At 73.6% G+C, this 26,588-nt stretch carries 19 protein-coding genes; 7 read left to right on the top strand and 12 right to left on the bottom strand.

The genetic code is table 11. The features are described 5' to 3' along the window. Nucleotides 1-20: 20 nt before the first annotated feature. Nucleotides 21-1,214, bottom strand: a complete 1,194-nt coding sequence (manA, locus tag AC1DWH_RS18655) for a mannose-6-phosphate isomerase, class I (RefSeq protein ID WP_477094947.1) — start codon at nucleotides 1,212-1,214, stop codon at nucleotides 21-23. A 105-nt stretch (nucleotides 1,215-1,319) separates the two neighbouring features. Here manA and rfbA point away from each other — a divergent pair, with 105 nt between their 5' ends. Then, nucleotides 1,320-2,180, top strand: a complete 861-nt coding sequence (gene rfbA / locus AC1DWH_RS18660; RefSeq protein ID WP_477094948.1) for a glucose-1-phosphate thymidylyltransferase RfbA — start codon at nucleotides 1,320-1,322, stop codon at nucleotides 2,178-2,180. Between the two features lie 59 nt (nucleotides 2,181-2,239). On the opposite strand, the gene AC1DWH_RS18665 is transcribed toward rfbA, so the two are convergent. The 3 genes from AC1DWH_RS18665 to AC1DWH_RS18675 are packed head-to-tail and all read right to left on the bottom strand — an operon-like array spanning nucleotide 2,240 to nucleotide 5,394. Then, complete coding sequence (locus tag AC1DWH_RS18665; RefSeq protein ID WP_477094949.1) at nucleotides 2,240-3,211, bottom strand: GDP-mannose 4,6-dehydratase; 972 nt, start codon at nucleotides 3,209-3,211, stop codon at nucleotides 2,240-2,242. 4 nt (nucleotides 3,212-3,215) lie between these two features. Further along, nucleotides 3,216-4,202, bottom strand: a complete 987-nt coding sequence (locus AC1DWH_RS18670; protein WP_477094950.1) for a GDP-mannose 4,6-dehydratase — start codon at nucleotides 4,200-4,202, stop codon at nucleotides 3,216-3,218. A 40-nt stretch (nucleotides 4,203-4,242) separates the two neighbouring features. Beyond that, nucleotides 4,243-5,394, bottom strand: coding sequence for a glycosyltransferase family 4 protein (locus AC1DWH_RS18675; protein ID WP_477094951.1), 1,152 nt, complete (start codon nucleotides 5,392-5,394; stop codon nucleotides 4,243-4,245). Between the two features lie 17 nt (nucleotides 5,395-5,411). Between AC1DWH_RS18675 and AC1DWH_RS18680 the strand changes: the two genes are divergently transcribed. Beyond that, entirely contained in the window at nucleotides 5,412-6,527 is a 1,116-nt protein-coding gene (locus AC1DWH_RS18680; protein ID WP_477094952.1) for a glycosyltransferase family 4 protein, read from the top strand. Here the strand turns inward: AC1DWH_RS18680 and AC1DWH_RS18685 are convergent. From AC1DWH_RS18685 to AC1DWH_RS18705, 5 genes are all read right to left on the bottom strand, one after another. Continuing rightward, nucleotides 6,506-7,585, bottom strand: a complete 1,080-nt coding sequence (locus tag AC1DWH_RS18685; RefSeq protein ID WP_477094953.1) for a glycosyltransferase family 4 protein — start codon at nucleotides 7,583-7,585, stop codon at nucleotides 6,506-6,508. The genes AC1DWH_RS18680 and AC1DWH_RS18685 overlap by 22 nt on opposite strands. Further along, a complete protein-coding gene (locus AC1DWH_RS18690; protein ID WP_477094954.1) occupies nucleotides 7,578-8,993 on the bottom strand; it encodes a glycosyltransferase family 4 protein in 1,416 nt (471 codons plus the stop codon). The genes AC1DWH_RS18685 and AC1DWH_RS18690 overlap by 8 nt, the downstream gene beginning before the upstream one ends. Then, the gene (locus tag AC1DWH_RS18695) at nucleotides 8,990-10,186 is read right to left on the bottom strand and encodes a glycosyltransferase family 4 protein (RefSeq protein ID WP_477094955.1); all 1,197 of its coding nucleotides are present in this window, start codon (nucleotides 10,184-10,186) and stop codon (nucleotides 8,990-8,992) included. Before AC1DWH_RS18695 ends, AC1DWH_RS18690 begins: the two co-directional genes overlap by 4 nt. Further along, entirely contained in the window at nucleotides 10,183-11,286 is a 1,104-nt protein-coding gene (locus tag AC1DWH_RS18700) for an ABC transporter ATP-binding protein (protein WP_477094987.1), read from the bottom strand. The genes AC1DWH_RS18695 and AC1DWH_RS18700 overlap by 4 nt, the downstream gene beginning before the upstream one ends. Before the next feature lie 77 nt (nucleotides 11,287-11,363). Continuing rightward, nucleotides 11,364-12,317, bottom strand: coding sequence for an ABC transporter permease (locus AC1DWH_RS18705; RefSeq protein WP_477094956.1), 954 nt, complete (start codon nucleotides 12,315-12,317; stop codon nucleotides 11,364-11,366). 134 nt (nucleotides 12,318-12,451) lie between these two features. Here AC1DWH_RS18705 and AC1DWH_RS18710 point away from each other — a divergent pair, with 134 nt between their 5' ends. The 5 genes from AC1DWH_RS18710 (at nucleotide 12,452) to AC1DWH_RS18730 (ending at nucleotide 17,487) form a co-directional block, all read left to right on the top strand. Next, nucleotides 12,452-13,462 carry a glycosyltransferase family 4 protein gene (locus AC1DWH_RS18710; RefSeq protein ID WP_477094957.1) on the top strand — a complete coding sequence of 337 codons (1,011 nt, stop codon included), beginning with the start codon at nucleotides 12,452-12,454 and terminating at the stop codon, nucleotides 13,460-13,462. Then, the gene (locus tag AC1DWH_RS18715; protein ID WP_477094958.1) at nucleotides 13,459-14,319 is read left to right on the top strand and encodes a hypothetical protein; all 861 of its coding nucleotides are present in this window, start codon (nucleotides 13,459-13,461) and stop codon (nucleotides 14,317-14,319) included. Before AC1DWH_RS18710 ends, AC1DWH_RS18715 begins: the two co-directional genes overlap by 4 nt. Continuing rightward, entirely contained in the window at nucleotides 14,316-15,629 is a 1,314-nt protein-coding gene (locus AC1DWH_RS18720; protein WP_477094959.1) for a class I SAM-dependent methyltransferase, read from the top strand. The genes AC1DWH_RS18715 and AC1DWH_RS18720 overlap by 4 nt, the downstream gene beginning before the upstream one ends. Before the next feature lie 245 nt (nucleotides 15,630-15,874). Then, a complete protein-coding gene (locus tag AC1DWH_RS18725; RefSeq protein ID WP_477094960.1) occupies nucleotides 15,875-16,141 on the top strand; it encodes a hypothetical protein in 267 nt (88 codons plus the stop codon). A 17-nt stretch (nucleotides 16,142-16,158) separates the two neighbouring features. Next, the gene (locus AC1DWH_RS18730; RefSeq protein ID WP_477094961.1) at nucleotides 16,159-17,487 is read left to right on the top strand and encodes a hypothetical protein; all 1,329 of its coding nucleotides are present in this window, start codon (nucleotides 16,159-16,161) and stop codon (nucleotides 17,485-17,487) included. Between the two features lie 61 nt (nucleotides 17,488-17,548). Here the strand turns inward: AC1DWH_RS18730 and AC1DWH_RS18735 are convergent, their stop codons facing one another. The 3 genes from AC1DWH_RS18735 to AC1DWH_RS18745 form a co-directional block, all read right to left on the bottom strand. Beyond that, nucleotides 17,549-20,881, bottom strand: coding sequence for a hypothetical protein (locus tag AC1DWH_RS18735; RefSeq protein ID WP_477094962.1), 3,333 nt, complete (start codon nucleotides 20,879-20,881; stop codon nucleotides 17,549-17,551). Between the two features lie 105 nt (nucleotides 20,882-20,986). Beyond that, nucleotides 20,987-23,260, bottom strand: a complete 2,274-nt coding sequence (locus AC1DWH_RS18740) for a hypothetical protein (RefSeq protein ID WP_477094963.1) — start codon at nucleotides 23,258-23,260, stop codon at nucleotides 20,987-20,989. Between the two features lie 68 nt (nucleotides 23,261-23,328). After that, complete coding sequence (locus tag AC1DWH_RS18745; RefSeq protein ID WP_477094964.1) at nucleotides 23,329-26,565, bottom strand: peptidoglycan recognition protein family protein; 3,237 nt, start codon at nucleotides 26,563-26,565, stop codon at nucleotides 23,329-23,331. Nucleotides 26,566-26,588 lie beyond the last annotated feature (23 nt).

The raw sequence follows: 26,588 nt of genomic DNA on the forward strand, positions 1-26,588 counted from the left end.
GCCGACCGGCAGCGCCCCCGTCAGGGGACGTCTGCCTGCACCACGACGCCGGCGCCGCACACCGTGAGCTCCCCGTCGCGCGCGGGCACGAACGCCGCGTCGCCCTGCGTCAGGGTCAGCGAGCCGTCGCCCGTGCTGCTGACCGTGACCTCGCCGGAGAGGCAGAGCAGGACGCGCGGGCCGCGGCCCGGCAGCGGGTGCGAGCCGTCGTCGGCGATCTCGGTGATCGACAGCTCGAAGTCGTCGACCGGCGCGTAGAACACCCGGGTCGCGCCGTGGAAGGTCTCGGGCGCGACGCGGATGGGCGGCGCGGCGACGTAGTCGACGTTGCGCAGCAGCTCGGGGACGTCGACGTGCTTGGGGGTCAGCCCGGCGCGCAGCACGTTGTCCGAGCTGGCCATGATCTCGACCGCGACGCCGCGCAGGTACGCGTGCACGCCACCGGCCGGCACGAACATCGCGTCGCCGGGCTCGAGCGTCACCGGGTTGAGCAGCAGCGACGTGACGATCCCCGGGTCGCCCGGGTACGCGGCGGCGAGCTCGACCACCGTGCGGTCGGCGCGCGGCGACGGGGAGCCGATGGCCAGCCGGGCGGCGCAGGCGTCGACCACGTCCTGGACATCGCGCGCGGACGGCCGGGTAGCCGGCTCGAGCAGCTGCGTGAACGCGGCGCGGATGCCGTCGGCGGTCGGCTGCGCCCGCAGGACGTCGCAGAGCTCCTTGGCCAGCGGCGCGTCCAGGCCGGCGAGCAGCTCGGCCGCGCGGCGCGGGGCCCGGAAGCCGCAGACGGCCTCGAAGCGGGTCAGCGCGTAGACGAGCTCGGGCTTGTGGTTGGCGTCGCGGAAGTTCCGGTGCGGGGCCGTGACCGGGACGCCCGCACGCTCCTCGTCGGCGAACCCGGCACGGGCCCGCGCGATGTTCGGGTGCACCTGCAGCGAGAGCGGCTGCTCGGCCGCGATGATCTTGAGCAGGTACGGCAGCTCGGCGCCGAAGCGAGCCACCACGTCCTCGCCCAGGATGCCGTCCGGGTCCCCCGCGATGAACGCGTGCAGCGGCTGCGCCGCCTCGTCCTGGGTGATCGACGGGGCCGACGGGTGGGCGCCCATCCAGGCCTCCGCGAGGACGCCGTCGGTCGCAGCGACGCCGAGCAGGTCCGGGATGGCGTCGCGCGATCCCCATGCGTAGCTCTGCAGGGCGTGGCTGATCCGGATCACGGGCACCTCGTCTGTCGGGGGCGGGGCTGCCCGAATCCTACCGGCCGACGGCGCCAGGGCGGCTGTGTGTCGGGCCACACCCGACATAGGCCAGACTGTGTGACCATGCGCGGCATCATCCTCGCCGGTGGATCCGGTACCCGACTGCACCCCATCACCCTCGGCGTGAGCAAGCAGCTCGTGCCGGTGTACGACAAACCGATGATCTACTACCCGCTCTCCACGCTGATCCTCGCGGGGATCCAGGACGTGCTGATCATCACGACGCCGCACGACGCCGAGCAGTTCCAGCGGCTGCTGGGCGACGGGTCCCAGTTCGGCATCTCCATCAGCTACACCGTCCAGGCCGAGCCCAACGGGCTGGCGCAGGCGTTCGTGCTCGGCGCGGACTTCGTCGGCACCGACTCGGCCGCGCTGGTGCTGGGCGACAACATCTTCTACGGGCCCGGGCTGGGCTCCCAGCTGCAGCGGTTCGACCAGATCGACGGCGCCGCCGTGTTCGCCTACCGGGTGGCCGACCCGACGGCCTACGGCGTGGTGGAGTTCGACGCGGACGGCAAGGCGCTCTCGCTCGAGGAGAAGCCGGCCGCCCCCAAGAGCTCCTACGCGGTCCCCGGGCTGTACTTCTACGACAACGACGTCGTGCAGATCGCCCGGGACCTGAAGCCGTCGCCGCGCGGCGAGTACGAGATCACCGACGTCAACCGGACGTACCTCGAGCGGGGCCGCCTGCAGGTCGAGGTGCTCCCCCGCGGGACGGCCTGGCTCGACACCGGCACGTTCGACTCCCTGCTCGAGGCGTCCGACTACGTGCGGACCATCGAGCACCGCCAGGGCCTGAAGGTCGGGTGCCCGGAGGAGGTCGCCTGGCGACGGGGCTTCCTGTCCGACGAGCAGCTGGCCGAGCGGGCGAGCGCCCTGGTCAAGTCGGGGTACGGCAGCTACCTGCTCAGCCTCCTGGCCTGAGACGCCGGATGCCGCGACCCCTCGTCGGGGTCGCGGCATCGCGGGCGAGCGTGCGTGCGTCAGGACGGGCGCAGCAGGGCGAGGTCGTGGTCGACCATGCGGCCGACGACCTCCTCGAACGCGACCGTCGGTCGCCAGTCGAGCTCCGCGGCGGCCTTGCGGGCGTCGCCGACGATCTCGGACGCGTCGACCGGCCGCACGAAGCGCGGGTCGACGCGCACGTGCGGCTGCCAGTCCTCGATGCCGGCCCGCGCGAACGCTGCTGCGGCGAACTCCGCCACGGAGTGGGTGCGGCCCGTCGCGACGACGAAGTCGTCGGCCACGGCGTGCCGCGCGGCCCGGACCATCGCGTCGACGTAGTCGTCCGCCCAGCCCCAGTCGCGCCGCGCGTCCAGGTTGCCCAGCGCCAGCACCCCCGAGCCGTCCACCGCGATCTGCGCGGCGGCCGCGGTGATCTTGCGGGTGACGAACGACGTCGGGCGCAGCGGCGACTCGTGGTTGTAGAGCACGCACGCCGACACGTGCAGGCCGCGCGAGCGGTACACGGACGCCATCTGGTGCGCGTACGCCTTCGCAGCCCCGTACGGGGAGACGGGCCGGATCGCGGTGCCCTCGTCCTGCGGCGACCGGTCGGGCAGGCCGAAGATCTCCGCGGACGACGCCTGGACCACCCGGACCGCCCGGCCCGTGGACTCCTGAGCCCGCCACGCGGCCTCGAACAGCGCCACGGCACCGACCCCGGTGATCTCGCCCGTGAGCACCGGGTGGTCCCACGAGTAGGCCACCGAGGAGATGCCCGCGAGGTTGTAGATCTCGTCGGGCGCGACGTCGGCGACGATCCGGCTCAGCGCCGCGGCGTCCCGCAGGTCGGCGACGTGCACGACGACCTCGGACGGCCGCTCGCCGCGCGACGCCGTGACGTCGTCCTCGTTGCGCACGAGCCCGTGCACCTCGACGCCCTCGGCCAGCAGCCGGCGCGCCAGCAGCGTGCCGTCCTGCCCGGTGACCCCGGTGACGAAAGCTGTCGTCACCGACTCACTTCCCCGCGAGCAGGCGCTGCTCCTCGAGGTCGTTCTCGACCATCATCTTCACGAGGCCCTGGAAGTCGACCTCTCGCTTCCAGCCGAGCACGTCCTGCGCCTTGGACGGGTCGCCGACCAGCAGGTCGACCTCGGCGGGGCGCATGAACGCCGGGTTCTGCTTGACGTAGCGCGACCAGTCGTCGATGCCGACGGCGTGGAACGCGAGGTCCAGCAGCTCGCCGATCGAGTGGGTCTCCCCCGTCGCCACGACGTAGTCGTCCGCCTCGGGCTGCTGCAGCATGCGCCACATCGCCTCGACGTAGTCACCGGCGAAGCCCCAGTCGCGCTTGGCGTCGAGGTTGCCGAGCACCACGTCGTCCTGCAGGCCGAGGGCGATGCGCGCCACGGCGATCGAGATCTTGCGGGTGACGAACTCCGGGCCGCGACGCGGCGACTCGTGGTTGAAGAGGATGCCCGACGAGGCGTGCATCCCGTAGGACTCGCGGTAGTTGATCGTCATGTAGTGGCCGAAGACCTTGGCCACGCCGTACGGCGAGCGGGGCCACAGCAGCGTGGACTCGCGCTGGGGCACCTCCTGCACCTTGCCGAACATCTCCGAGCTGGAGGCCTGGTAGAAGCGGACCCGCGCCGGGTCGTCGTGCGAGTACAGGCGGACGGCCTCGAGGATGTTCAGCACGCCCATGCCGGTGACCTCCGAGGTCACGCGGGCGTTCTCCCACGAGTACGCGACGAACGAGATGGCGCCGAGGTTGTAGACCTCGTCCGGCTGGGCGATCTCGAGCGCCCGCAGCAGGGACGAGAGGTCGCCGAGGTCGCCGGTGAGGAGCTGGACGCCCGGCACCGTCTCCTCGACGAGGGATCGCTTCGGGTTGTTCTGTCCGCGGATGAGGCCGAAGACGTCGTAGCCCTTGGCGAGCAGCAGCTCGGCGAGATACAGACCGTCCTGACCGGTGATTCCGGTGATGAGAGCGCGTGGCATGCCGCCAACCTTAGCGGGGGCGGCCGCCCGACCGGGACGTCTACCGGGCCGCCGAGTAGGCGTCGACGTGCACCCGTGCGGCCGCGTCCCAGGTGAAACCGGCAGCGCGGCGGGCCGCGGCGGCGCCCAGGACGGCTCGTCGCGCGGGGTCGTCGAGCAGCTCGCGCAGGGCGGTCGCGATGTCGGCGGCGTCGGTCCCGCAGTACGCGACCGCGTCGCCGCCGACCTCGGGCAGCGAGAGCCGACGCGTGGTCAGCACCGTCGAACCGCAGGCCATGGCCTCGAGCACGGGCAGGCCGAACCCCTCGCCGAGGCTCGGGTAGGCCACGACGTCCGCGCCCGCGAGCAGCCCGGCCAGGTCGCCGAGCGGCACGTAGCCCGGCACCACGACCCGCAGGCGGTCCGGCACGCGCGCGACGGCCCCGTCGAGCTGCTCGTCCCACCCGCGCGCGCCGGCGAGCACGAGCGCCGGCGGGTCGTCGTCGTCCGCCACGGCCGCGGCCCAGCCCTCGACCAGGGCGACGACGTTCTTGCGCGGCTCCAGCGTGCCGAGGAACGCGACGTAGCGCCCGTGGACGCCGAGCCCGTCCGCGACGCGCCGCGACTCGACCGGCTCGACCGGGCGGAAGACGGCGGCGTCGACCCCGTGGTAGGCGACGTGGAACCGGTCCGGGTCGCCGCCCGCCTCGCGCAGCACCTCGTCGCGCGTCGCGGCCGACGGCACGACGAGCCCGCGGGCACGCCGGACCGCGAGCCGGGTGGCGGCGCGGAAGAACACGGCCTTGCTGCGCAGGTGCCACTCGGGGGCGGTGAAGAACGTCGCGTCGTGCAGAGTCACCACGACGGGCACGGGGCTGACCAGCGGCATCGTGTAGTGCGGGCTGTGCAGCACGTCGGCGCGGACGCGGCGGGCGAGGAGCGGCAGGCCCACCTGCTCCCAGAGCATGCGCGCGGGTCGCCGCGCGATCCAGCCCGGCGCCGCCACGACGGTCGCGCCGGTGCCCTCGAAGACACCCGTGTCACGGGCCTGGCACACGACCGTGAGGTCGACGCCCGCGCGCACCAGGGCCGGGGCCAGCTCGTCGACGTACCGTCCGACGCCCCCTCGGTCGGCCGGGACGGCCGTCGCGTCGAGGAGCACCCGCCCTGCTCCGGGCTTCGCGACGGGCACGGAGCTGTGGGGCGTGGGCACGCCGTAGTCTCTCACCCATGCCGCTCGACCCTCCGCCGCTGCGTGTCGCCATGACGGTGGAGCAGGCCTGGCAGCCGGTGCCGGGCGGCTCCGGCACCTACGTCTCGGAGATGTCGCGCGAGCTGGCCACGCGGGTCGAGCTGACGGCGGTCTCGGCGTGGCACCGGCAGCCGGCACCCCCCGACTGGGCGCCGTCCGGCCGCCGGCGGCGGGTCCCGCTGCCCCGCACGGCGATGTACGAGGCGTGGCAGCGCGTGGGCCTGCCTCGGATCGAGTGGAGCGCCGGCGCGGTCGACGTCGTGCACGCCTCGACGTGGGCCGTGCCGCCCACCACGAAGCCGCTGGTGGCGACCGTGCACGACCTCGCCTTCCTGGTCGAGCCGGACCACTTCACCGCCCGCGGGATCGGCTTCTTCGGTCGGGCGCTCGAGCACGTCCGACGCCGTGCCGACGCCGTCGTCGTGCCGTCCCTGCACACCCGCGACGAGTGCGTCGACGCCGGCATCCCCGCCGAGCGGCTGCACGTCGTGCCGCTCGGCAGCCGCCTGCCCGCCACCACGCCGCAGGACGTGGCCGAGTTCCGCTCCCGGAACGGCCTGACCCGGCCGTACGTGCTCTGGGCCGGCACGGTCGAACCCCGCAAGAACCTGCCCGCGGTCCTCGCCGCGTACGCGACGCTGCGCCGGACGCGCCCGGACGTCGACCTCGTCCTGGTCGGTCCTAGCGGCTGGGGGGACGTCGACATCCCGACCGACGAGTCCGTGCACCGGCTCGGCCTGCTCTCCCGCGTCGACCTGGCCCGGGCCTACGCGGGCGCGGCGGTGTTCTGCTTCCCGTCGCTGCGCGAGGGCTTCGGCCTGCCCGTGCTGGAGGCGATGAGCGCGGGCGTCCCCGTGGTCACGTCCGCGGGCACCGCCTGCGCCGAGGTCGCCGGGACCGCGGGCCTGCTGGTCGACCCCACCGACCACGACGCCCTCGCGGGCGCGCTCGAGGTGGCGTGCGGGAGCGACGGGCCGGCGCTGGCCGCGGCGGGCCTGGCGCGGGCCGCCGAGTTCTCGTGGGCGGCCGCGGCGGAGCGCACCGTCGAGGTGTACGCCGCGATCACCGGCCGTCAGTGGGCGGCGACGGCCTGACGGTAGGCACCCACGGTCGCGTCCACGCAGCGCTCCCAGGTGAACGTCCCGGCCCAGGGCCGGCCCGCGTCCGGGTCGCGCGCGGGCACGGTGACCAGGGCGTCGGCCCAGGCGTCGACGTCCGTCGGCGCGACCAGGCGGACGTGGGTCCCGCCGACCTCGCGGAGCACGGGGATGTCGCTGCAGAGCACCGGCGTGCCGGCGGCGAGCGCCTCGAGGACGGGCAGGCCGAACCCCTCGTAGAGCGACGGCATCGCCAGCGCCCGGGCCCCGGCGACCAGGCCACGGACCTCGGCCCCCGGCAGGTGCGGCAGCACGACGGTGCCGGGTCCGGGAGACAGGTCGGCCCACCCGGAGGCGCCCACGAGCACCAGCCCGAGCGTGCCGCCGGCCGCGCGGTAGGCCGCGAAGCCGGCCAGCAGCGTCGACAGGTTCTTGCGGGGCTCACGCGTGCCGACGAAGACGACGTACTCGTCGGGCAGGCCGAGCTCGGAGGCCCGCGCGGGATCGAGCGGCTCGGCCGCGAACCACTCGGGCGCCACGCCCAGGGGGGTCGCCACGACCCGGTCGGCGGCGACGCCGTAGTGCTCGACCACCTCGTCGCGGATCGCCGCCGACGGCGTGACGACGACGTCCGCGTAGCGCAGGCCGCGAGGCACGAGGGTCCGGTACTGGCGCGACGCCGCGGAGACGAGCTCCGGGTACCTCTCGTAGCTGAGGTCGTGGATCATCACCACGCCGGCCGCGCCGGACGGCGGCTGCACGAAGTTGGTGCCGTGGAAGACGTCGTGCCGCCCGGCCAGCCACTCCACCCGCGGCAGCGGCGTGCGCAGCCACGACGCCCGCAGGGCCCGCGCCGGCACGGCCCGGTGCCGCCAGCCCACGGCTGCGGGCAGGTCGATCGGCCGCTGGGCGCGACCCGAGAACGCGGTGAGGTCCACAGAGACGTCGCCGCGCGCGGCCAGGCCCGAGACCAGGTGCTGCACGTAGGTGCCGACGCCGGTCCGGGGGCCGACCAGCGGCGTCGCGTCGAGCGCGACCCGCAGCGGCTCAGGCACCCGGCCGGCGCCCGGTGGGAGCAGGCACGGCACCGGGCCCCGCGTCCGGACCCGCCTCCGGGCCGGTCTCCGACGCACGCTCCACGGACTCGACCGAGGCGCGCCGCATGGCGTTGACCTGGTCGACCACCGGCTGCACCTGCCACGCCGTCACCTTGCGGACCGCCTTGCGCACCAGCACGCGCAGCCCGCGGCCCTGACCCGGGTCCGGCAGGTGCACGTCGCCCAGCCGCCGCAGCGGGGCCGAGACGGCGCCCGTCCCGACGGCGCTCGGACCCGGCGTGCCGTGCCCGTCGAGCGGGACGGCGTGCCCGCGACGCCGCGCGGCGCGCAGCACCACCTGGGCCTGGATCGCGTCGCGGCCGGCGTCGGCGCTGGGCCACGGCTGCACCTCGACCACCGGCTCGGACCCGCCGGCCTCGCGGCGCATGGCCTTGCGCAGGCCCGCGTCGTCGTCGACGATCGTGACGCCGTCCTCCTCGTGCGCCTGCTCCACGAGGGCACCCACCCGGGTCGCGATGACGCGGCGCCCGAACAGCAGGGCCCGCTCCATCACGCTGGAGGACCAGATCTCGCGGTACGGCAGCACCACGACGTCGGAGGCGACGATCCACCGGTCGAACAGCTCGTCGCTGACGAACCCCAGGTGCACGTGCGCGCCGGGGATACGGGCGGCGAGCCCCTCGAGGTCGTCGGCGTAGCGGACGAACGCGGGGTCCTCGACGCGCACCGAGCCGACGACGTCGAGCCGCACGCCGCCGCGCCCCATGCCCGAGAAGGCCCGGACGGCGCGGTCGAAGCCCTTGTGCGGCTGGATGAAGCCGATCGACAGGAACACCGTGGCGTCCTGCGCGATGCCCAGGCTCGCCCGGGCCTGCGCCTGGTCCAGCGGGGTGTGCGCGACGAACGTGGCGCCGGGGTCGACCACCCGGATGTGGGAGGACTGCACGCCGAACGCCTCGCGGAACGAGTCGACCTCGCTCTGGGAGTGCACGCTGATCTGGTCGACCCGCCGCCACAGCTGGCGCGTGATCAGGGCCGCCGGGCTGGTTCCGCGGCCATACCGGTAGTCGACCTCGTGCACGACGACCTCGACCCGCTTGGCGCGGGCGAACGCGGCGCTCAGGGCCAGCCCCACGGCGGCCCGGTCCGACTGCCCGGCGCCCGGCGGGTAGAAGAAGTCCGGGTGGAACTGCACGATCACCAGGTCGTAGCCGGCGACGCGCTTGGCGAGCGCCAGCGCCCCCCGCGGCCCGACCAGGTCGAGGTGGTAGTGCGCGGCCGACGGGCCCGGCGAGAGGACCTCGACGTCGTGACCCTCGCGGCGCAGCGACGCCACCTGCTGCTGGGCGTACGCGGCGATGCCGTCCCGCAGCGGCGGGTAGGGCGAGACCATCAGGATCCTCATGCGTCGACCCCCGTCCACGCCTCGATCTGCGCCTCGACCGCGTCGAGCACGGTCTCCCACTGGTAGTGGGACAGCACGTACTCACGGCCGCTGACGGCCAGCGCCGCGGCCTCCTCGGGAGCCTCGGCGACGAAGCGGAGCGCCTCCTCGAGCTCGAGCGCGTCGTCGTACGTCAGACCCGCGCCGGATCGCTCGCAGTGCCACTTCACGACGTCGCTGCCCCCGTTGGCGATGACCGGCGTGCCCGCCAGCCACGCCTCCATGATCGTGCGCGAGAACGCCTCGAACCGGCTGGGCTGGATGTAGGCGTCGGCGGCCGCGAACGCGTTGTCGCGCTCGTCGTCGTCGAGGAAGCCCACGTCGATCACCTTGCCCTCGAACCCGACCGGCGGCCGGACCTCGCCGCCACCCATGGTGACCAGCGTGAACGGGAACTGCCCGCGCGCGTCGATGTCGGCGAGGATCTCGAGGAGCTCGTCCCACCCCTTCGCGCCCTCGCGCCGGCCGGCGTAGAGCAGGAAGCGGCCCTCGATGCCATACCGCTCGCGGAACCCGTCGGGGTCGTACGACGCCGGCACCTCCACCCCGCAGCCGACCACCTTGTGCGGCGCGAGCTTCGAGGTGATCCGCTCCGCCAGGTCCTGCTCGGGGTCGGACTGGAACAGCAGCCCGGCGCTGCCGGTGAACACCGGCTGGAAGAGCTCGAGGTACGCGTACGGCTCGTCGTGCAGGCAGGTCCACAGCACGCTCTTGTGCGGCACGATCTGCGAGCACGCGAACGTCACCCAGAACGGGTACGGCGTGAACACGAAGGCCCGGTACTCGTCCGAGCTGTCGAGGATGTAGTGATACAGGTCCGGTGCCCGCATGCCGGAGTTCATCCAGCGCTGCTGCTCGGAGATGGTCAGCGGGTCGCCCGTGAGGATCCGGTGCTCGAGGACCCCCCGCTCGGGCAGCGCGTCGCCGTCCACCGTGAACCGGCGCACCGGCATGCCGTCCTCGACGGTGACGCCCGGCTCGGTCTCGTTCTTCCACGTGTGGTGGTCGAGGGCCGTCGTCGTGAGGATCTCGACGTCCCAGCCCCGCTTCTGCAGGCCGAACGCCATGTGGCGCAGCACGATCTCCGCACCACCGACGATCCGGTCGCCGTAGCGCGCCGGGACGAACGCGATCTTGCCCTGACGACTGCTCATGACACCGCCTCGACTGAGAACCGGGGGGCGAGGTGGACGACGCCCACCTCGGTGGCCGTGGTGCGCACGCGCACGACCGCGGCACGGTCGACGCGGTGCCACTCGGCCCCACGCTGCGGGTGCACCGCGGCCGTGACGTAGTACTGACCCTCGACCACCGGGAGCCGGTCGACCGTGAACTCCATCCAGTGCTTGCCCTCGACCGAGGGCGGCACGATCCCGAGCATCTCCGTGTTCGTGCCGTACACCAACCGCTCCATGTTGTCCGTGAGGGCGAGTCCCACGACGTAGTCCTCGACGCGCCGGTGAGCGTCGATCGCCACCCGGAACCGGACCGGCTGGTCCGGGCCGACGGTGACGAGGGGGGCGCCCGCGAGGTCCGTGATGGCGACCTCGGTGATCGTGGCCGGCCGCGGGCCGGCCTCCTCGGCGACCACCAGAGCCGCGTCGTCGTTCGCCTCACGGAACGCCCGGATCACCTCGACGGCAGTCCCCTCGACGACGGTCCGGCCGCGATCGAGCATGACGGCGTGATCGCACATCTCGCGTACCTGGTCCAGCGAGTGGGTGACCAGCACGATGGTGCGCCCCTCGCCCTGGAACTGGCGGATCCGCTCGATGCACTTGCGCTGGAACGGCTCGTCGCCCACCGCGAGGACCTCGTCCACCAGCAGGATGTCCGGGTCGACGTGCACCGCGACGGCGAACGCGAGCCGGACGTACATGCCGCTCGAGTAGAACTTCACCTGGGTGTCGATGAACTCCTCGATGCCCGAGAAGTCGACGATCGCGTCGAAGTACCGCTCGGTCTGCTTCTTGGTCAGGCCGAGCAGCGAGGCGTTGAGGAAGACGTTCTCGCGGCCCGTGAGGTCGCCGTGGAAGCCCGCACCGAGCTCGAGCAGGGCCGCGAGCCGGCCTCGTCGCTCGACGATGCCCGCGGACGGCGTCAGGACGCCGCCGATGACCTTGAGCAGCGTGCTCTTGCCGGAGCCGTTGTGGCCGACCAGGCCGATCGTCGAGCCCTCGGCCACCGTCAGGTCGATGTCCTTGAGCGCCCAGAAGCTGGTCTCGTTCTCCTTCGAGGCGCGCCGGTTGACCAGGCGCTCCTTGAGGCTCTTGTCGTTGCGCAGCCGGAACTGCTTGGACACGCCCTCGAGGCGGATGATGTCGCTCACTGTCACAGCTCCTGTGCGAAGTTGCCCTGGGCCCGCGCGAACACGCGCTGGGCGAACCACAGGAGGACGAGGCTCGCGCCGCTGATGGCCAGGAGCCGGACTGCCAGGGGGCCGTCGTAGTAGAACGGCGCGCCCTGCTCGGTCAGCCCGCCCGGCCACAGCGCGCGCTGGAACGCCAGCACCACGTTCGCCATCGGGTTGAGCATGTACACGTCGAACAGCCAGGGGTACCCGGCCTCGGTCAGCGTCGACTGCACCTTCGTCCAGTCGTAGACGATCGGCGTCATCCAGAACCACAGCAACAGGCCGACCTCGACCAGGTACTGCACGTCGCGCAGGAACACGTTCGCGGCCGCAAGCATCAGGCCCAGCGACGTCGCGAAGAGGATCAGGGTGAGCAGCGCCAGCGGGACGAGGAGCAGGTTGCTCGGAGCCGGCCAGGACCCGGTCACCACGTACGCAGCGAGGAGGACCACGAGCTGGATGGCGAAGTTCACCGCGGAGGCGCCGACGACCGAGAGCGGGAACAGCTCGCGCGGCATGTAGACCTTCTTGACCAGGCCCGCGTTGCTGATGATCGAGCCGGTAGACCCGCCGATGATGTCGGTGAACAGCGACCAGGCCAGCAGGCCGGTGAAGAGGTAGACGCCGAACTCGGGGATCGTCTTGCCGGACCCCAGGAAGAAGCCGATGGCGACCGAGTAGACGATCAGCTGCAGCAGGGGGCGGACGAGGGTCCAGAAGAAGCCGAGGAACGAGTCCTTGTACTTGACCTTGAGCTCCTTGCGGACAAGGTTGCCGAGAAGCTCGCGGTAGTGGACGACCTCGCGCACGTCCGCCCAGAATCCGTGGAACCACCGGGCCTGCGAGAACACCCGCGTCATCTCGCCCGACACGTGACGTCGCCGGTCCTCCGGCGCGGCGTCGGCCCCCAAGGCTTGCTCGAGTCCGCTCATCGGGCGTTCCTGCAGTTGCTCACGAACGTCAGAGCGTACCGGGACAGCCACACCCGCGGCTCCGGGCGGGTGGTCGCGGGCGGCTAGCATGTAGCGCGCCGCTGGACCGCCGACCGGAACGAGGAACCACCCCGATGGATGTGATCGTGTGCGGCGCCCAGGTGCCCTTCGTGCGTGGAGGGGCTGAGCTCGCGACGGCCAACCTCGTCCGTGCACTGCAGGAGAACGGACACCGCGCCGAGCTGGTCCACCTGCCGACGGCGTGGGAGAAGGAGCGGGTGTTCGACGCCCCGCTCGCCTGGCGGATGCTCCCGATGGACGCCGACGCGGTCATCACCACCAACTTCCCCTCGTACTACGCGCGCCACCCGCGCAAGATCGTCTGGCTGTTCCACCAGCACCGGGGCGCGTACGACGGTGCGGACGCCGCCTGGTCGGACATGGGCCTGGACGACGAGTCGCTCGAGATCCAGCGCCAGCTGACCGAGTGGGACACCAACGCGCTCCTCGAGGCGCAGCGCATCCACACGATCTCCGACGTGGTGGCCGACCGCCTCGCCCGGTACAACGGGCTCGAGGGCGTGACGCTCTACCACCCGCCGCCCCTGTCGGAGGACCTGCGCACCGGCGAGTACGGCGACTACGTCTTCACGCCCACCCGGCTCGAGGCCAACAAGCGCCCGGAGCGGATCGTCGCGGCGATGCCGTACGTGACCTCGGGCGTGCGCGCGGTCGTCGCCGGCCGCGGCTCCATGGCCGCGCAGCTGGCGCAGCAGGTGGAGAAGCACGACCTGGCCGACCGGGTCGAGCTGCCCGGGTTCGTCACCGACGAGGCGCTGGTGGACCTGTTCGCCGACTCGCTGGGCGTGATCTACGACCCGCACGACGAGGACTACGGCTACGTGACCCTGCAGGCGTTCCTGGCGGGCAAGCCCGTCATCACGTCGCAGGACGCGGGCGGCGTGCTCGAGTGGGTCGAGGACGGCGTCACCGGCCTGGTCACCGACGGCACGCCCGAGGGTCTCGCCGACGCCATCGACCGGCTCTCCTCGGACAAGGCCGCCGCCGCCGAGATGGGTATGGAGGGCCGCCGACGGGCCGCCGAGCTGTCCTGGCCGGCGGTCGTCGAGCAGCTGCTCGCATGAACCGTCTGCGTATCGGCATCGCCACCCGTGCGCCGGTCGGGGACGATCTGCGCGCCGCGCTCACGCGACTGGCCGAGCGTGCCGATGTGCGTGCTGTGGTCGATGGAGGCCGGTTCGACACCGTGGTCCGGACCGCCGAGGCGCCCGGTCCCTTCGGCGAGCGCACGACCGTGTGGGTCGACGCCGCGACCGACCTGTCCGCGCCGGCGGTCGCCGCGGCGACGGTCGTGATCGCCGCCCCGGACGTCGCCCGCGAGGTCCGCGCGCAGGTCAGCGCCCCCGTTCTCGCGCTCGGGCCGCAGGAGGCCCACGGCGCCGCCCGCCCCGTCGCCCCGTTCACGCGTTCGCGGATCCGCCGCGCGCGTGGGCTCGAGGGCGCGCGCGCGGTCACCCGACACGTCGCCGGTGCGTGGTCGTGGGACCACGAGCCGGTGGAAGAGGCCACGGCGGTCACCGCCGTGGCGCTCGCCAGCGTCCTCGTGACGGACGACGCCACGACAGCCGTGCTCGGCGCGGCATGGGGGGCACCCGTCGTGGCTCCGGTGGAGCTCGCTCGCGAGCTCGACCTCCCCCTCCCGAAGGAGAGAGCGTCCGCCACCTCGGACGAGGAGGCGGAGCGGCTGCTGGCCGACCCCGCCGCCCTCGCCGAGCACGCTCAGGCCTGCCGCGCGCTGTACACGCGCGAGCACAGCCCGGACCACGTCGTCCTGCAGCTCGAGGAGATCCTCGGGACCGCCGGACGGCACCGTCCGCGTGACGGCTTCGCCCAACCCCTCGATCTCCTCGGCACGCCGGCGGACAGTGTGGTCCGTCACCGCGCGAGCAGCGTGCTCGACACCCTCAGGAGTACGTCATGACGCTCCCCCCCGAGCTTCGTTCCGGCGCGACGCAGGCGTTGCGCACCGTCACCGACCAGCAGCCTGTGGTGGAGGCCCGGCCCGCGCCGCCCGTCGCCCCGGCCCCCGTGTCGCTCAAGCGCAAGGTCCGGTCGTCGGTCGGTCGCGTGGCGCGCCCGGCCCTCAACCGGATCCAGCCCGTGCTGCAGCGCGGGCTGCGGGGCACCGAGAGCCAGCGGCACGCCCTCGACGAGGCGAACCGCCGGATCGACGAGCTCGAGCGCCGCTTGTTCGACGCCGCCGGCGGCCGGGTCGACCTCGCCCTGATGCAGCAGCGCCTGCAGGCCAACGAGATCAACCAGACACTCCAGAAGGCCGACTTCGGCGACGTGGTGCGTCGTTTCGAGGCGCTCGGCGACGCGATCGCACCCGGCGCGGGCATCCACGCCGCCGCGATCCGGCTGGCGGAGCAGCGCGAGCAGCTGCACTCGCTCGACCGCCGCCTGCGGGTGCTCGACTCGCGCGTGAACTCCGCGCTCGTCGCCCCCGAGGGCGCTCCCCCGCTGCCGCCGGCCGGCACGCCCGCGCCGACGGCGCCGACCGAGGCACCGGTGGCCACGACCGTCGAGCCGGACGCGGACGCCCACTCCGCGGGCTTCGACTACGTCGGGTTCGAGGGCCGCTTCCGCGGCGAGCCGGACGAGATCCTTCGCGTGCAGCGCGAGCGGTACATCCCGATCCTCACCGGTCACGGCCCCGTGGTCGACATCGGCTGCGGCCGCGGCGAGCTCCTCGACGCGCTGCGGGAGGCGGGGATCGACGGCATCGGCGTCGAGCCCGAGCCCGGCATGGCCGCCGAGGCCCGCGCACGCGGCCTCGTGGTCGAGCAGACCGACGCGCTCGGCTTCCTGCGGGCCCAGGAGCCCGGCTCGCTGGGTGCCGTGTTCTCCGCCCACGTGCTCGAGCACCTCGAGCTCGACTACCTGCTCGAGTTCATCCAGCTGTCCCTGTCCCGGCTGCGGCCGGGCGGCATCTTCGTCGCGGAGACCCCGAACCCCGCCTCGCTGATCGTCCTGGGCAACAGCTACATCCTCGACCCCACGCACGTCTGGCCCCTGCACCCGTCGCTGACGTCGTTCCTCTGCGAGAGCGCCGGCTTCCGGGACATCCACCTGGCGTTCCACGCCCCGGCCACCGGCTACCACCTGCCCAAGGCGGAGCCGCAGCTGGGCGACCTGGCGCGCGTGGTCAACGAGGGCTTCACGCGCCTCAACGACGTGCTGTTCGGTCCGCAGGACTACACGATCGTCGCGACCAAGGCCGCGAGCTGAACGCGCACCACGCCCGGGGGGTCGCGCTGCTCGGCGTCCTCGGGGCGCTGACCCTCGCCGCCTGCACGGGCGGCAACCCCACGGCCATCCCGCGCAGCACCCCGACCGCCGGGGGCACCCAGGTCGCCTCGACGCCGACGACCGGCACCGGCACGACGCCGTCGAGCGCGCCCGCGGCGACGCCGGGCGCGCCGGACGCGACCCCGACGACGGACGCACCCGCGCCAGCCACCGACGCGGTCCCCGTGCTCGCCGCGGCGTCCCTCGAGGCCGACGGCGTGGAGATGTCCGGCTACGTGCAGGGCGTCATCGTCGACGGCGGCACGTGCAGCTACGAGCTGACCGGTCCGGGCGGGACCACCACCGTCTCCACCCGGTCGCTCGCCGACGCGAGCGTGACGACGTGCCCCTGGGGGACGATCGCGTCCGCCGGGCTCGCGTCCGGCACGTACGAGGCGCGACTGGTCTGGGACACCGCCCGGTCAGAGCCGCTCACCGTCACGATCCCCTGACCGGAGCCACGCACCGCATGATCGACACGACGCTCGAGGAGGGCGAACCCGCGCACGGGTCGACGGCCCCCGTGCCGAGCCGGCGGCGCGCCGCGCTCGCGTTCCTCGACGCCCACCGGACCACGGTCCTGTCCACGATCACGCTGTGGATCGCGCTGCTCACGGTCGCTCCGGTCACCACGTCGCCGTACCGGTCCGACGACAAGATCCACGCCCTCGAGCCCGGCCAGCTCGCACGGGACACGCCTCTGGCCACCCTGCACGCGGCGTGGCAGTCGTTCCACGAGACCGTCAGCTGGTGGGTCGTCCACGAGGGCCGGTTCTTCCCCGGCTCGACGCTCTGGACGCTCATCATCTTCACGGTGTTCCCCACCCTCGCGTCGTACAAGATCTTCATCGGGGCGCTGGTCCTGACGATGGTCGCGCTCACGGCCTGGCTGGTCGCCACCGTCGCCCGGACGGCGCTCGTCGTCCCCGTGGTCGTCATCGCGCTCGGCTCCACGATCACGATGCGGGCGTGGTTCGACGGCCTCGACAGCTTCTCGGGCGTCCTGCCCCTGACCGTCTGTCTCGCCCTCGGCGCGACGCTGCTCCTGATCCGGGGGAAGCGCTGGGTGTCGATCGCGCTGGCCATGCTCATGTGGGCGTACGCGCTGACCACCTACGAGTCGGTCATCACCTTCACGCCGGTGGTCTGCCTCGTCGTGTGGTTCACCCGTCGCTCGTGGAGCCGGTCGACCGCGCTGCTGTGGCCGACCGCGGTCATCGGGGCGATCGTCGCCGTCCTGCGCAGCCGGGTGGGCACGCCCGTCGGCAACGCCTACGTCATCAACCTCGAGTGGTGGCGGGTGTTCGTCACCTACGTGAAGCAGACCGTCGCCGCGCTCCCCCTCTCGCAGGTCTGGTACCCCGGCGCCGTCGCGCCCCAGGAGTTCGATCCCCACCTCGCGGTGCTCATGCTCGTCGTCGCCGGTGTCCCCGCCGCGGTCGCCCTGCTCTGCGTCGTGCGCGCCAGGCCCGCCCTGACGTGGGGCGCGCTGGGGATCGTCAGCTTCCTCGGCGCCGCGTTCTGGCTGGCCCCGCCCGCGCTCGTGGCGATCAGCCTCGGCTGGCAGAACGAGCTGCCGCCCGGCCAGGGCTACGTGAGCGTCGTCTGGGGCTACGTCGGCCTGGCACTGCTCGGCGCCTGCGCCTGGCTCGCGCTCGCCAAGCTGCACGTCGACAGGCCGTCCCGCACCCGCGCCGTCCTGCTCGGCATCGGGACGGTCGTGCTCGTGGTGCTCTGCTCCACGACGATCGCCGAGAGCATCACGATCGCCCGCTCCGCCGTCGTCGCCGTCGGCTGAGCAGTCGGCTCAGGCGGTCAGTTCAAGCCGTCGGCTCAGGCCGTCAGCTCAGGCCACGGGGTCAGACCGCCGGGCCGACGGGCAGGGCGTCCAGCACGGCCTGCTCGAGCGTCGCGATGACCACGGGACCACCGCCCGCCAGCGCGTAGACCGTGCTCATGCTGGTCACGGGCCTGCGCTGCCCGCCCGAGGCCAGGTAGATCGCCGGCGAGCCCGCGGACCGGACGAACAGCGGACCCGTGAGGACCGCGGCCGCCCGGGGCAGGCCCGCGCACGTCGACGGGTCGGTCACGACAAAGGTCAGCCCCGTCGCGGACGCGGCGGCGGCCGACAGGGGGCGCAGCGAGCCGCCGGTGCCGACGTACGCCTGCCCGCCGCAGGACCAGAGCGTGCCCAGCTGGCCGGCGGCGGTGGTGTAGCCCGTCAACGACGCGGCGGGAAGCTCGGTCAGGGCGCCGGCACCGAGCTCGGAGAGCACCGTGAACGACGGCACGTGCCGCAGCGTCGAGGCGCCGTCCACGAGGAAGACGTCCGGGCCGGCCACCGACTTGACCACGCGGCCGGGCGTCAGCACGGCGGACCCCAGGGGCAGGGCGTCCAGCATGCCCTGCTCGACGGTCGCGATGACGACCGGGCCGCCGGCGGCCAGTGCGTAGGCCGTGTCCATGGTGGTGATCGGGCGACGCGTCCCGCCGGCGGCGAGGAACAGCGCCGGAGACTGGGCGGAGCGGACGAACAGCGGACCCGTGAGCTGCTGCGTCGAGCGGGGCACCGCCGCGCAGGTCATGGCGTCCATGGCCACGAACGGCAGGCCGGTCGCATCCGCCGCCGGCGCCGACAGCGGTCGCAGCGACCCGCCGGTGCCGACGTAGCGCTGCGCGCCGCAGGCCCAGAGCGTGCCGAGCTCCCCCGGGGCGACGGTGTACCCGGTCAGCGAGGCCGCGGGCACCTCGGTGTAGCCGCTGACGCCGAGCTCGGACAGCACCGCGAACGACGGCACGTGGCGCAGGGTGGACGGGCCGTCGACCAGGTAGATGTCGGCGCCGGTCGAGGACTTCACGGCCCGGCCCGGGTCGAGCACCGGAGCGCCCAGCGGGAGGGCGTCCAGCGCCGCCTGCTCGAACGTCGCGATGACGACGGGCGCGCCGGCGGCCAGGCCGTAGACCGTGCTCATGCTGCTCACGGCTCGACGCTTGCCGCCGCTGGCCAGGTAGAGGGCCGGCGACTGCGCGGAGCGGACGAACAGCGGCCCGGCGATCTGCGTGCTCGATCGGGGGACCGCCGCGCACGTCATCGGGTCGGTGGCCACGAACGCCAGGCCGGTCGCGTCGGCGGCCGCGGACGTGATCGGCTGCAGCGCGCCGCCGATGGCGACGTACTTCTGGGAGCCGCAGGCCCACAGCGTGCCCAGCTGCCCGGGCGCTGCCGTGTACCCGGCGAGGGACGCGGCCGGGACCTCGGTGTAGCCGCTCAGCCCGAGCTGCGCGAGCAGCGCGAACGACGGCACGTGCCGGGTCACGGTCAGGCCGTCGACCAGGAACAGGTCGGCCCCCGTCGACGACTTCACGACGCGGCCGGGCGTGAGCACCGGACCGCCCTGCGGGATCGCGTCGAGCGACGCCTGCTCCAGCACGACGACCGTCAGGGGCGTCCCGGCGGCGAGGGCGTAGACGGTGTCCATGCTGGCGACCGGCCTGCGCGTCCCGGCGGTCGCCAGGAACAGGGCCGACGACTGCGCCGAGCGGACGAACACCGGGCCGGGCGGGGTGATGGGCGCCAGCGCGGACAGGACGGCCGCGGAGACCACGGGGCCCGTCACGGAGGCCGGCAGCTCGGCGCCCAGGCGGACCGCACCGGAGCCGGTCAGCCCGTACCGGGCCCCGTCGGCGCCCTTGACCACGCCGGACAGCGTCGACCCGGTCGTGGTGATGGCGGAGACGCTGCGGCTGTCGAACGTCCGCGTCGGCAGCACCCGCGTCAGGGCTGTCTGCCCGAGCAGCGCCGCGCTGACCGGGGTCGACCCGGAGGAGTCCACGAGCACGCCGGCACCGGTGGCCGCGCTGCGCACCACGACGCCCGGCCGCACCAGGGGCGCGGTGATCGGCAGGTCGGAGCCGGCGGCGTCGTTGAGGTGCGTGGTCGGCGTCGTCGGCGCGGCGGGTGCGAGCGCCAGCGACGCGTCGTCGAAGACCTCGCTGCGCTTGCCCGCGTGCACGTAGAACCACGAGCCCTCGACGGTCGTGTACGACTGCGAGAGCAGCCCGCCGTAGGTGAACCCGGCCATCTGCGCGTCGGAGAGCACGAGGGAGCCGTAGCTGTCGCACGCGGCGCCCCAGTCGGCCAGCATCGCGCAGTCCGGGACGTGGAACAGGTAGCCGCGGTCGAACAGCGAGATCGTGCCGGTGCGGTCCCGGATGAACCGGCCGAGCGTGACGCCCGTGGTGCGCATGTCGAGAACCGACTGCGAGATCGTCGCGACCCCGCCCAGGGAGCTCAGCGAGTCGAGGATCACCGGGTTCGCCACCGGGTGCTTGCCGTCGATCGTCAGCAGGTAGACGGTCGGGTCGCCCGCCGCCTTCACCAGGTTGGCGCCGAACTGCGTCGAGCCGAACCAGTCGCTGAACTCGCGGAAGAAGTTGCGGTTGCCGTACGACGAGCACGAGTCGCCGGTCGTGTACATGTTGGCCAGCGCCGAGGCGTTCGGCTGGTACGGCGTGTACGTGTAGAGCCCGGCGGTGGCCTGGTTCTCGATGAAGACCGGGCTGCTGCCGCACCGGGCCGCGTCCGGGTTGTACAGGACGTTCACCGTCCGACCGACGCGGTACGTGTAGTTCTGGGGGGTCAGCGCGTACTTCTTGAACTGGCGCGCGGCCCGGTACACCTGGTTGAAGAACCCGTAGTACTGCGCGTCGCAGGGCGCGGAGTCGGGGCACGCGAAGCCGGTGGCGGAGCGGTAGCGGGCGTCGGTCGGCGCGGACGCGGTGACCAGCCCCTGCTCCTTCTGCAGGAGCACGAGCAGCACCTTCTGGCTGATCCCGCAGGCGGCGCCGACGTGCGCGATGACCTGCGCCGCCGTCTCGGCGGCCCGGCCCGTGTACGCCCCACAGAGCCCGGCCTCGGCGGCCTGGCTGGTCGTCGCCGTGACGTAGTCCTTGAGGCACGTGTAGCCGGCGGTGCAGGTGGGCCGCTTGACGTTGAGGAACGCCTGGACGTCCCCCTCGCCCATCGCCGAGCCGTCGAAGAAGAGGGCGTCGCTGATGATGTTGCCCGGACGGAAGTCGCTCGCGGCGGCTGCCGACGAGGGTGGGGCGGTCGCCACGTCGACGGCGACGAGTCCCCCCGTGAGCACGGCGACGACCATCATCATCGCCACCCACCACGAACGCCGCGCCATCACCGGACCCCCATCGTGTCGCGCTCCGGGCGTGCGCCGGTGCGCGGGCAGGCTACCCCGGATTGCCTAGCGATCGGCGCACCCGGGCAGGCGGGTCGCCGCCGGTCAGCTGCTCGGGATCGTCAGGGTGGGACGGTCGAGCAGCGCGGTGCGCACGCCGAACAGCTGGATGCCCGACAGGTCGGTCCGGTCGACGTGCCGGACGGTGACGGTCGAGTGCCCAGACGGCGCCAGGACCTGCGCGTCCACGAGCCCGCCGGGCGTGACGTCGAGCGAGCCACCGTCCCAGCTGACGTGCACCGGACCCTCGTTCGGGTCCGTCCGGAACGTGAGCCGCACCCGCGCCTCGGCCGACCGCGCGTTGTCGAGCACCAGGTCCAGCCCGTCACCGGGGCCCACCCAGAGGCTGCCCCCGTCGGCGGTGCCCACCTGCACGCCGTCGCCCGGGTACGGCAGCGTCGGGTGCACGGCGCCGTCCCCGGCCGCGTCGACCTGGTCCTGACCGTCGGTCGCGATCAGCGTGGCGCGCAGGGGTCGCAGGTCGTAGACCTCGAACCGCCCGTCGGCGCTCACCACCACGGGGTCGCCGACGGCCGCGCGCCAGGCGTCCGACACCGTGCTCGCGGTGTCGCCCAGCGCCTGACGGTCCAGGACGGCGGCGCCGGCGTCGGCCGCAGCGAGGAGCGCGGCCGCCGTCGTCGGGTCGGCCACGTCGGGGACCGTCATCCAGTCGCTCACGGAGCGGCCCTTGATGCCGCCGCCGGTCCAGCGCAGCGTGTCGGAGTGCAGGAACGGCCGCAGCTGGTCGGAGTCGAGGACCCCGTTGACCGGCGCGGTCTCGGGGAAGCCGGCGTGCGGCAGCTGGGCGACCATCGTGCCGGCGCCGAACTCCGCTTCGACGTCCGCGACCCAGGCCCCGTCCGCGGCGAACGCGGCCTGGTTCGCCGCGTGGTCGGGCCGCCGGATCGGGGCGACCTGGTCGTACACGCCGCCGAGCACCATCAGGACCGCCACGAGGGCGGCGACCGCCGTCGCCGCGCGGGCACCGGACCGGCGCGCGAACCACTCGCGGGCGCCGTCGAGCATGAGGCCGACCGCCGCGAGGGTCAGGGCCGAGATGAGGATCGCCATCCGGTTCCAGCCGCGCACCACCGGCGAGACGAACGAGATGATCGTGGCCAGGCCGCCGACCGTCGAGAACAGCAGCGCGATGAGCGTGATGCCGGCCAGCTCGACCAGCGTGGTCAGCCGCCAGCCGACCCGCACGACGCTGTCCATCGGGCGCAGCACCCGCAGCACGGCGATCGCGATGAGTGCGACCAGGCCGAACGCGCCGACTGCCCCGAGCACGGGCTGCTCGGAGGCGAGGGGGTAGCTCCCGTCGTACCAGGCCCGCACGGTCGAGAGGAACGAGATCGCGTGGCCCGGCTGGGGCAGCAGCAACGACGTGATCTTGAGCGCGTAGAACTCGGCGTCGCCGGCGCTGCGGACCAGCGAGCCGGCGTTGTCGCCGTGGCTGTGCTGCCACAGGAGGTCCGGGAGCATGTTGGTGACGATGAAGCCCAGGAACGCGATGCCGGCCATGACGGCGCCGCCGAACCGTCGCCAGTCGCGGCGGTGCACCAGCGACGCGAGCCCGCACACGGCGAGCAGCACGACCATGAACACGCCGTAGTAGGACGCGCCCGAGGAGACCAGCGCCGTGATCGCGAGCGTGGCCAGCGCGGGGCTGGTGAGCACCGCGCGCACGCTCCCCCGGTTCAGGGTCCACAGCGGCTGACCACGCAGCACCCGCACGACGAGGATCAGGCCGAGCGGGACCGGGTAGTACGACGCCAGGAACAGGTGGTCCTCGCTGCGCATGAAGTGGTAGGGCGCGAGCGCGAACAGGATGGCGAGAGCGGCCGACGAGATGCGCCCGACGCGGACCGCCCGGAAGAACACCATGCCGGTGAGCGCGGCGAGCGGGAAGCCGATGAGGAAGTAGACGTTGAGCGTGACGGCCCAGTCCTGCAGCACCCAGCCCATCATCTTCATGATCAGCAGGTGCAGGTTGTCGGCCGCCGGATAGTCGTGATAGCTCTGCCCGGCCGGGGCGCCCAGCAGGGGCTGGTACTCGTACCAGCCGGTCTGCAGCGTGGTCTTGACGTGCGCGGACACCGCGATCGCGTCGCCGTAGTAGCGGAACGGCACGTGCAGGTCGGCGAGCCAGAGCCGCTCGGCCCACGCCGTGAACCCGATGGTGCCCAGCACCGCGGCGAGGTAGGCGAGGACGCTGCGTCCCTGGTCGCCGAGCCACCAGCTGCGGCGCGGGGTCCGGTCGGCGGCGGGCGCGGTGCCGTCGGCGCCGCTCACCTCGACGTTGCGAACGGTGGACACGACTGCTTCACTCCCTGCGATCCGGTGACGAGCAGGTGCGAGCGTACCGTTCGCTCAGGCTGCGGCCGTCACGCCGCCGGGCCCGCGGGGACGAGGTCGAGCGAGGCCTGCGACACCAGGGCGACGACGAGACCGGAGCCGGCGGCGAGCGCGTACGCGCGGTCCATCGTCGCCACGGGCCGCTTCGTCCCCCCGCTCAGCACGTACAGCGCCGGCGCGCCCGTGGACCGCACGAACACCGGGCCGCCCCACGCCCCGCCGCGCGGCACCACGCCGAGCGTCAGCGGGTCGACGGCCGTCGCCGGCGCCCCGCTCGAGGCGACGACGCCCGCCGGGATCGGCGCCATGCTCCCGCCGACGGCCACGTAGTCCCGGCCGCCGCTGCGCCACAGGGTGCCCAGCGGCTGCGCCGCGACGGTGTAGCCCGTCACGGAGGCGACCTCGGTGAACGCCGTCGAGATCCCGACCGCCCGTGCGACGTCGAACGAGGGCAGGTGCACCAACCCGGACAGCCCGTCGACCACGTACACGGGGGCCGCGCCGGTCACCTTCACCAGCGAGCCCGGCGCCAGCAGGGTCGCGCCGGTCGGCACGGCCGCGAGCCCGGCGGCGGGCACCTCCTCCAGGACGAACCGCGAGCCGGCCGCGACCGCGTAGGCGACGGCCATCGTCGGCACCGGGCGCTTCACGCCGCCGGCGAGCACGAACAGCGCGGTCGACCCGGTCGCCCGGACGAAGACCGGGCCGGTCCAGGATGTCGCCGAGAGCGTGTGCGCGCAGGTCAGCGGGTCCATCGTGGTCGCGGGCGCGCTGCCGCTCGCGACCATCCCGGCCGGGATCGGCGCCATCCGGCCGTCGAGGGCCACGGCGTCCTGCGTCCCGCAGCGCCAGATCGTGCCGAGCGGCTGCGCGGCCACCGTGTACCCGGTCGTCGACGCCGACGGGATCTCGGTGTACCCGGTCGGGAGACCGACCGAGCGCGCCATCTCGAAGGACGGGAGGTGGACGAGCCGCGAGAGCCCGTCGACGACGTAGACAGAGGGCGCACCGGCGACCTTGACCAGCGTGGCCGGCGCCAGGAGCGGCGGACCGGACGTCACGGCGTCGAGCGCGGCCTGCGGCACCAGCGCGACGACCAGCGGGGATCCGGCCGCGAGGGCGTAGGCCACCTCCATCGTCGGCACCGGGCGCTTCACGCCGGCGGCGAGCACGAACAGGTCGGTCGACTCGACGGACCGGACGAACAGCGGGTTGACCGGTCCGCCGGGGGCCAGCGCGGTGATCAGCCCGGCGTCGACCGCGACCCCGGGGTCTCCCGGCACCTGGTCGGCGGCGAGGACCACCGAGCCGCCCATGGTCAGCGCGACCCGCCGCCCGTCGGGCGCCCGCAGGACGCCCGTGAGGTCGCCGCGCGGCGCGGGCAGCAGGGCCACGCTGGCGTCGTCGAGCGGTCGCAGCGGCAGCGCCTGGCCGATCCGCGCCGTGGCGATGTAGGCCGCGGACATCCGCAGCCCGGCGGCCCGGTCGAGCAGCACGCCGGCGCCGCTGCCCCGGCCCTGGACGACGATCCCGGTCCGCACGATCGGTGCGCCGAGCGGGAGGTTGTCGGCGACGTTCTCCCCGAGGGTGATCGCGGCCCCGTTCGGCTGGACCGGCGACGCCTGCAGCGCGACGGCGTCGGCGATCTCGTACCGCGTCCCGCCGGACACGACGAACTGCCGTCCGGTCGGCGTGACGAAGGCGGTGGTGAGCTCGGGCCCGCGGGCCAGCAGCGCGACCATCGGGTCGGGCAGGGCCATCGTCGGGAAGTCCGCGCAGCTGGCCCCCCAGGCCGCGAGCTCGGCGCAGTCGCCGGCGCGGTGCACCGTGCCGGAGTCGACCAGATCGATCTCCCCGGACTGGTCGCGGATGAAGCGCCCGAGCTCGACGCCGCTGGTCCGGGCGTCGAGCGCGCCCTGGTCGACCACCGCGACCGGGCCGAGCGGCGCGAACGCGGCGAGCACGTTCACGTCCGTGAGCCGGTACTTGAAGTGCGCGGTCGCCAGGTAGACCGACGGGCTCGCCGCCGACTTCACCAGGTTCGCGCCCAGCCCGCTCGCGCCGTACGCGTCCCAGTACTGCCGCGCCAGGCTGCGGATCGTGTTCATGTACTGGTAGCCGATGTCGCCCGGGCATGCCGTGAAGGCCACGTCCCGGTGCGCGAAGATCGTCGGCAGCGTCAGCGTCGTGCCGGCGGGGTACTTCGAGTTCTCCCCGCCCAGCGTGTAGTACGTGACCGATCCGGTGGGGTCGACGCCGTAGGCGCCCAGCCGCCACGCCGCGACCCGGGCCACGGCGTCGAGCTGCGCGCCGGTGGGGGCCTGCGAGGTGTAGTTGCCGAGCATCGAGATGCCGACCGTCGCGGTGTTGAAGCCGCCGGCGTGCACGCCGATGACCGCCTTGGTCAGCGAGCCCTCGCGGCCCTCGTAGATGTTTCCCCACTTGTCGACGACGAAGTTGTAGCCGATGTCGCACCAGCCGCGGGACTCGATGTGGTACCGCTGGTCGTTGCGCAGCGCCTGCATCGCGTCGGCGACCGTGCCGTAGTCGCCGTCGGCGGTGTGGTGCACCACGGCACCGACCAGCCGCGAGGCGACGTCCGGTGCGCACGCCGGGGCACGGGCACCCCAGGCGGCCCGGCTGATGATGGCGGGCTGCGACGAGACCGCCGTCGGCAGCGCGGCGGCCTGCACGGTGCCCGCGCCCGGGACGCTCGCGTGCCCGCCGGACAGCGGCGCCGCGCTCGCCGGCACCGGGTCGGACGCGACGAGGGTGACCTGGAGGTCGGCGGGCGCCGCGTCGGGGGCGACGACCAGCGAGACCTGCACGGCGTCGGCGTCACCGACCCAGAGCGAGGGCGTGCCGTCCCGCACCTGGCGCCGGTCCTCGACCGTGCCGCTGTCGGGGCTCTCGTCCGCGGTGCCCAGAGGCACCCAGGAGCTCCACGCGTCGCCGTCGCGCGTCCGGACCTGCGGCGCCACGTCCCCGACCGCGCTGCCCGCGGCCCACGTGACGCCCACCGTCTGGAACGTGTCCGACTCGATGACGTCGCTGACGACGCGGGCGGGCTCCGGCGCCGGCGCGGCCGGCTCGGTCAGGTCGACCGGCACCTCGTCGACGGACACGTCCGGCGCAGCCGCCGCGGCGGGGGCGACGACCGGGACCGCGACCGCCACGGGGGCGGCCTGGGCGGTCTGCGCGGGCAGCAGGCCGCACCCGAGCACGGCGAGCGCGACGACAGTGGCACGTGCGGTCTGGCTGAGCATCGGACCAGGATCGCCCTGTCAGC

It is taken from the genome of Cellulomonas sp. P2_F12, from assembly GCF_056403775.1.

Excerpts from the sequence above, each read along its gene's own strand:
- AC1DWH_RS18720 (WP_477094959.1), top strand. The coding sequence starts at position 14,316 with ATGACGCTCCCCCCCGAGCTTCGTTCCGGCGCGACGCAGGCGTTGCGC.
- AC1DWH_RS18670 (WP_477094950.1), bottom strand. The coding sequence starts at position 4,202 with ATGCCACGCGCTCTCATCACCGGAATCACCGGTCAGGACGGTCTGTAT.
- rfbA (WP_477094948.1), top strand. The coding sequence starts at position 1,320 with ATGCGCGGCATCATCCTCGCCGGTGGATCCGGTACCCGACTGCACCCC.
- AC1DWH_RS18730 (WP_477094961.1), top strand. The coding sequence starts at position 16,159 with ATGATCGACACGACGCTCGAGGAGGGCGAACCCGCGCACGGGTCGACG.
- AC1DWH_RS18710 (WP_477094957.1), top strand. The coding sequence starts at position 12,452 with ATGGATGTGATCGTGTGCGGCGCCCAGGTGCCCTTCGTGCGTGGAGGG.
- AC1DWH_RS18705 (WP_477094956.1), bottom strand. The coding sequence starts at position 12,317 with ATGAGCGGACTCGAGCAAGCCTTGGGGGCCGACGCCGCGCCGGAGGAC.
- AC1DWH_RS18735 (WP_477094962.1), bottom strand. The coding sequence starts at position 20,881 with ATGGCGCGGCGTTCGTGGTGGGTGGCGATGATGATGGTCGTCGCCGTG.
- AC1DWH_RS18745 (WP_477094964.1), bottom strand. The coding sequence starts at position 26,565 with ATGCTCAGCCAGACCGCACGTGCCACTGTCGTCGCGCTCGCCGTGCTC.
- AC1DWH_RS18690 (WP_477094954.1), bottom strand. The coding sequence starts at position 8,993 with ATGAGGATCCTGATGGTCTCGCCCTACCCGCCGCTGCGGGACGGCATC.
- AC1DWH_RS18715 (WP_477094958.1), top strand. The coding sequence starts at position 13,459 with ATGAACCGTCTGCGTATCGGCATCGCCACCCGTGCGCCGGTCGGGGAC.
- AC1DWH_RS18695 (WP_477094955.1), bottom strand. The coding sequence starts at position 10,186 with ATGAGCAGTCGTCAGGGCAAGATCGCGTTCGTCCCGGCGCGCTACGGC.
- AC1DWH_RS18680 (WP_477094952.1), top strand. The coding sequence starts at position 5,412 with ATGCCGCTCGACCCTCCGCCGCTGCGTGTCGCCATGACGGTGGAGCAG.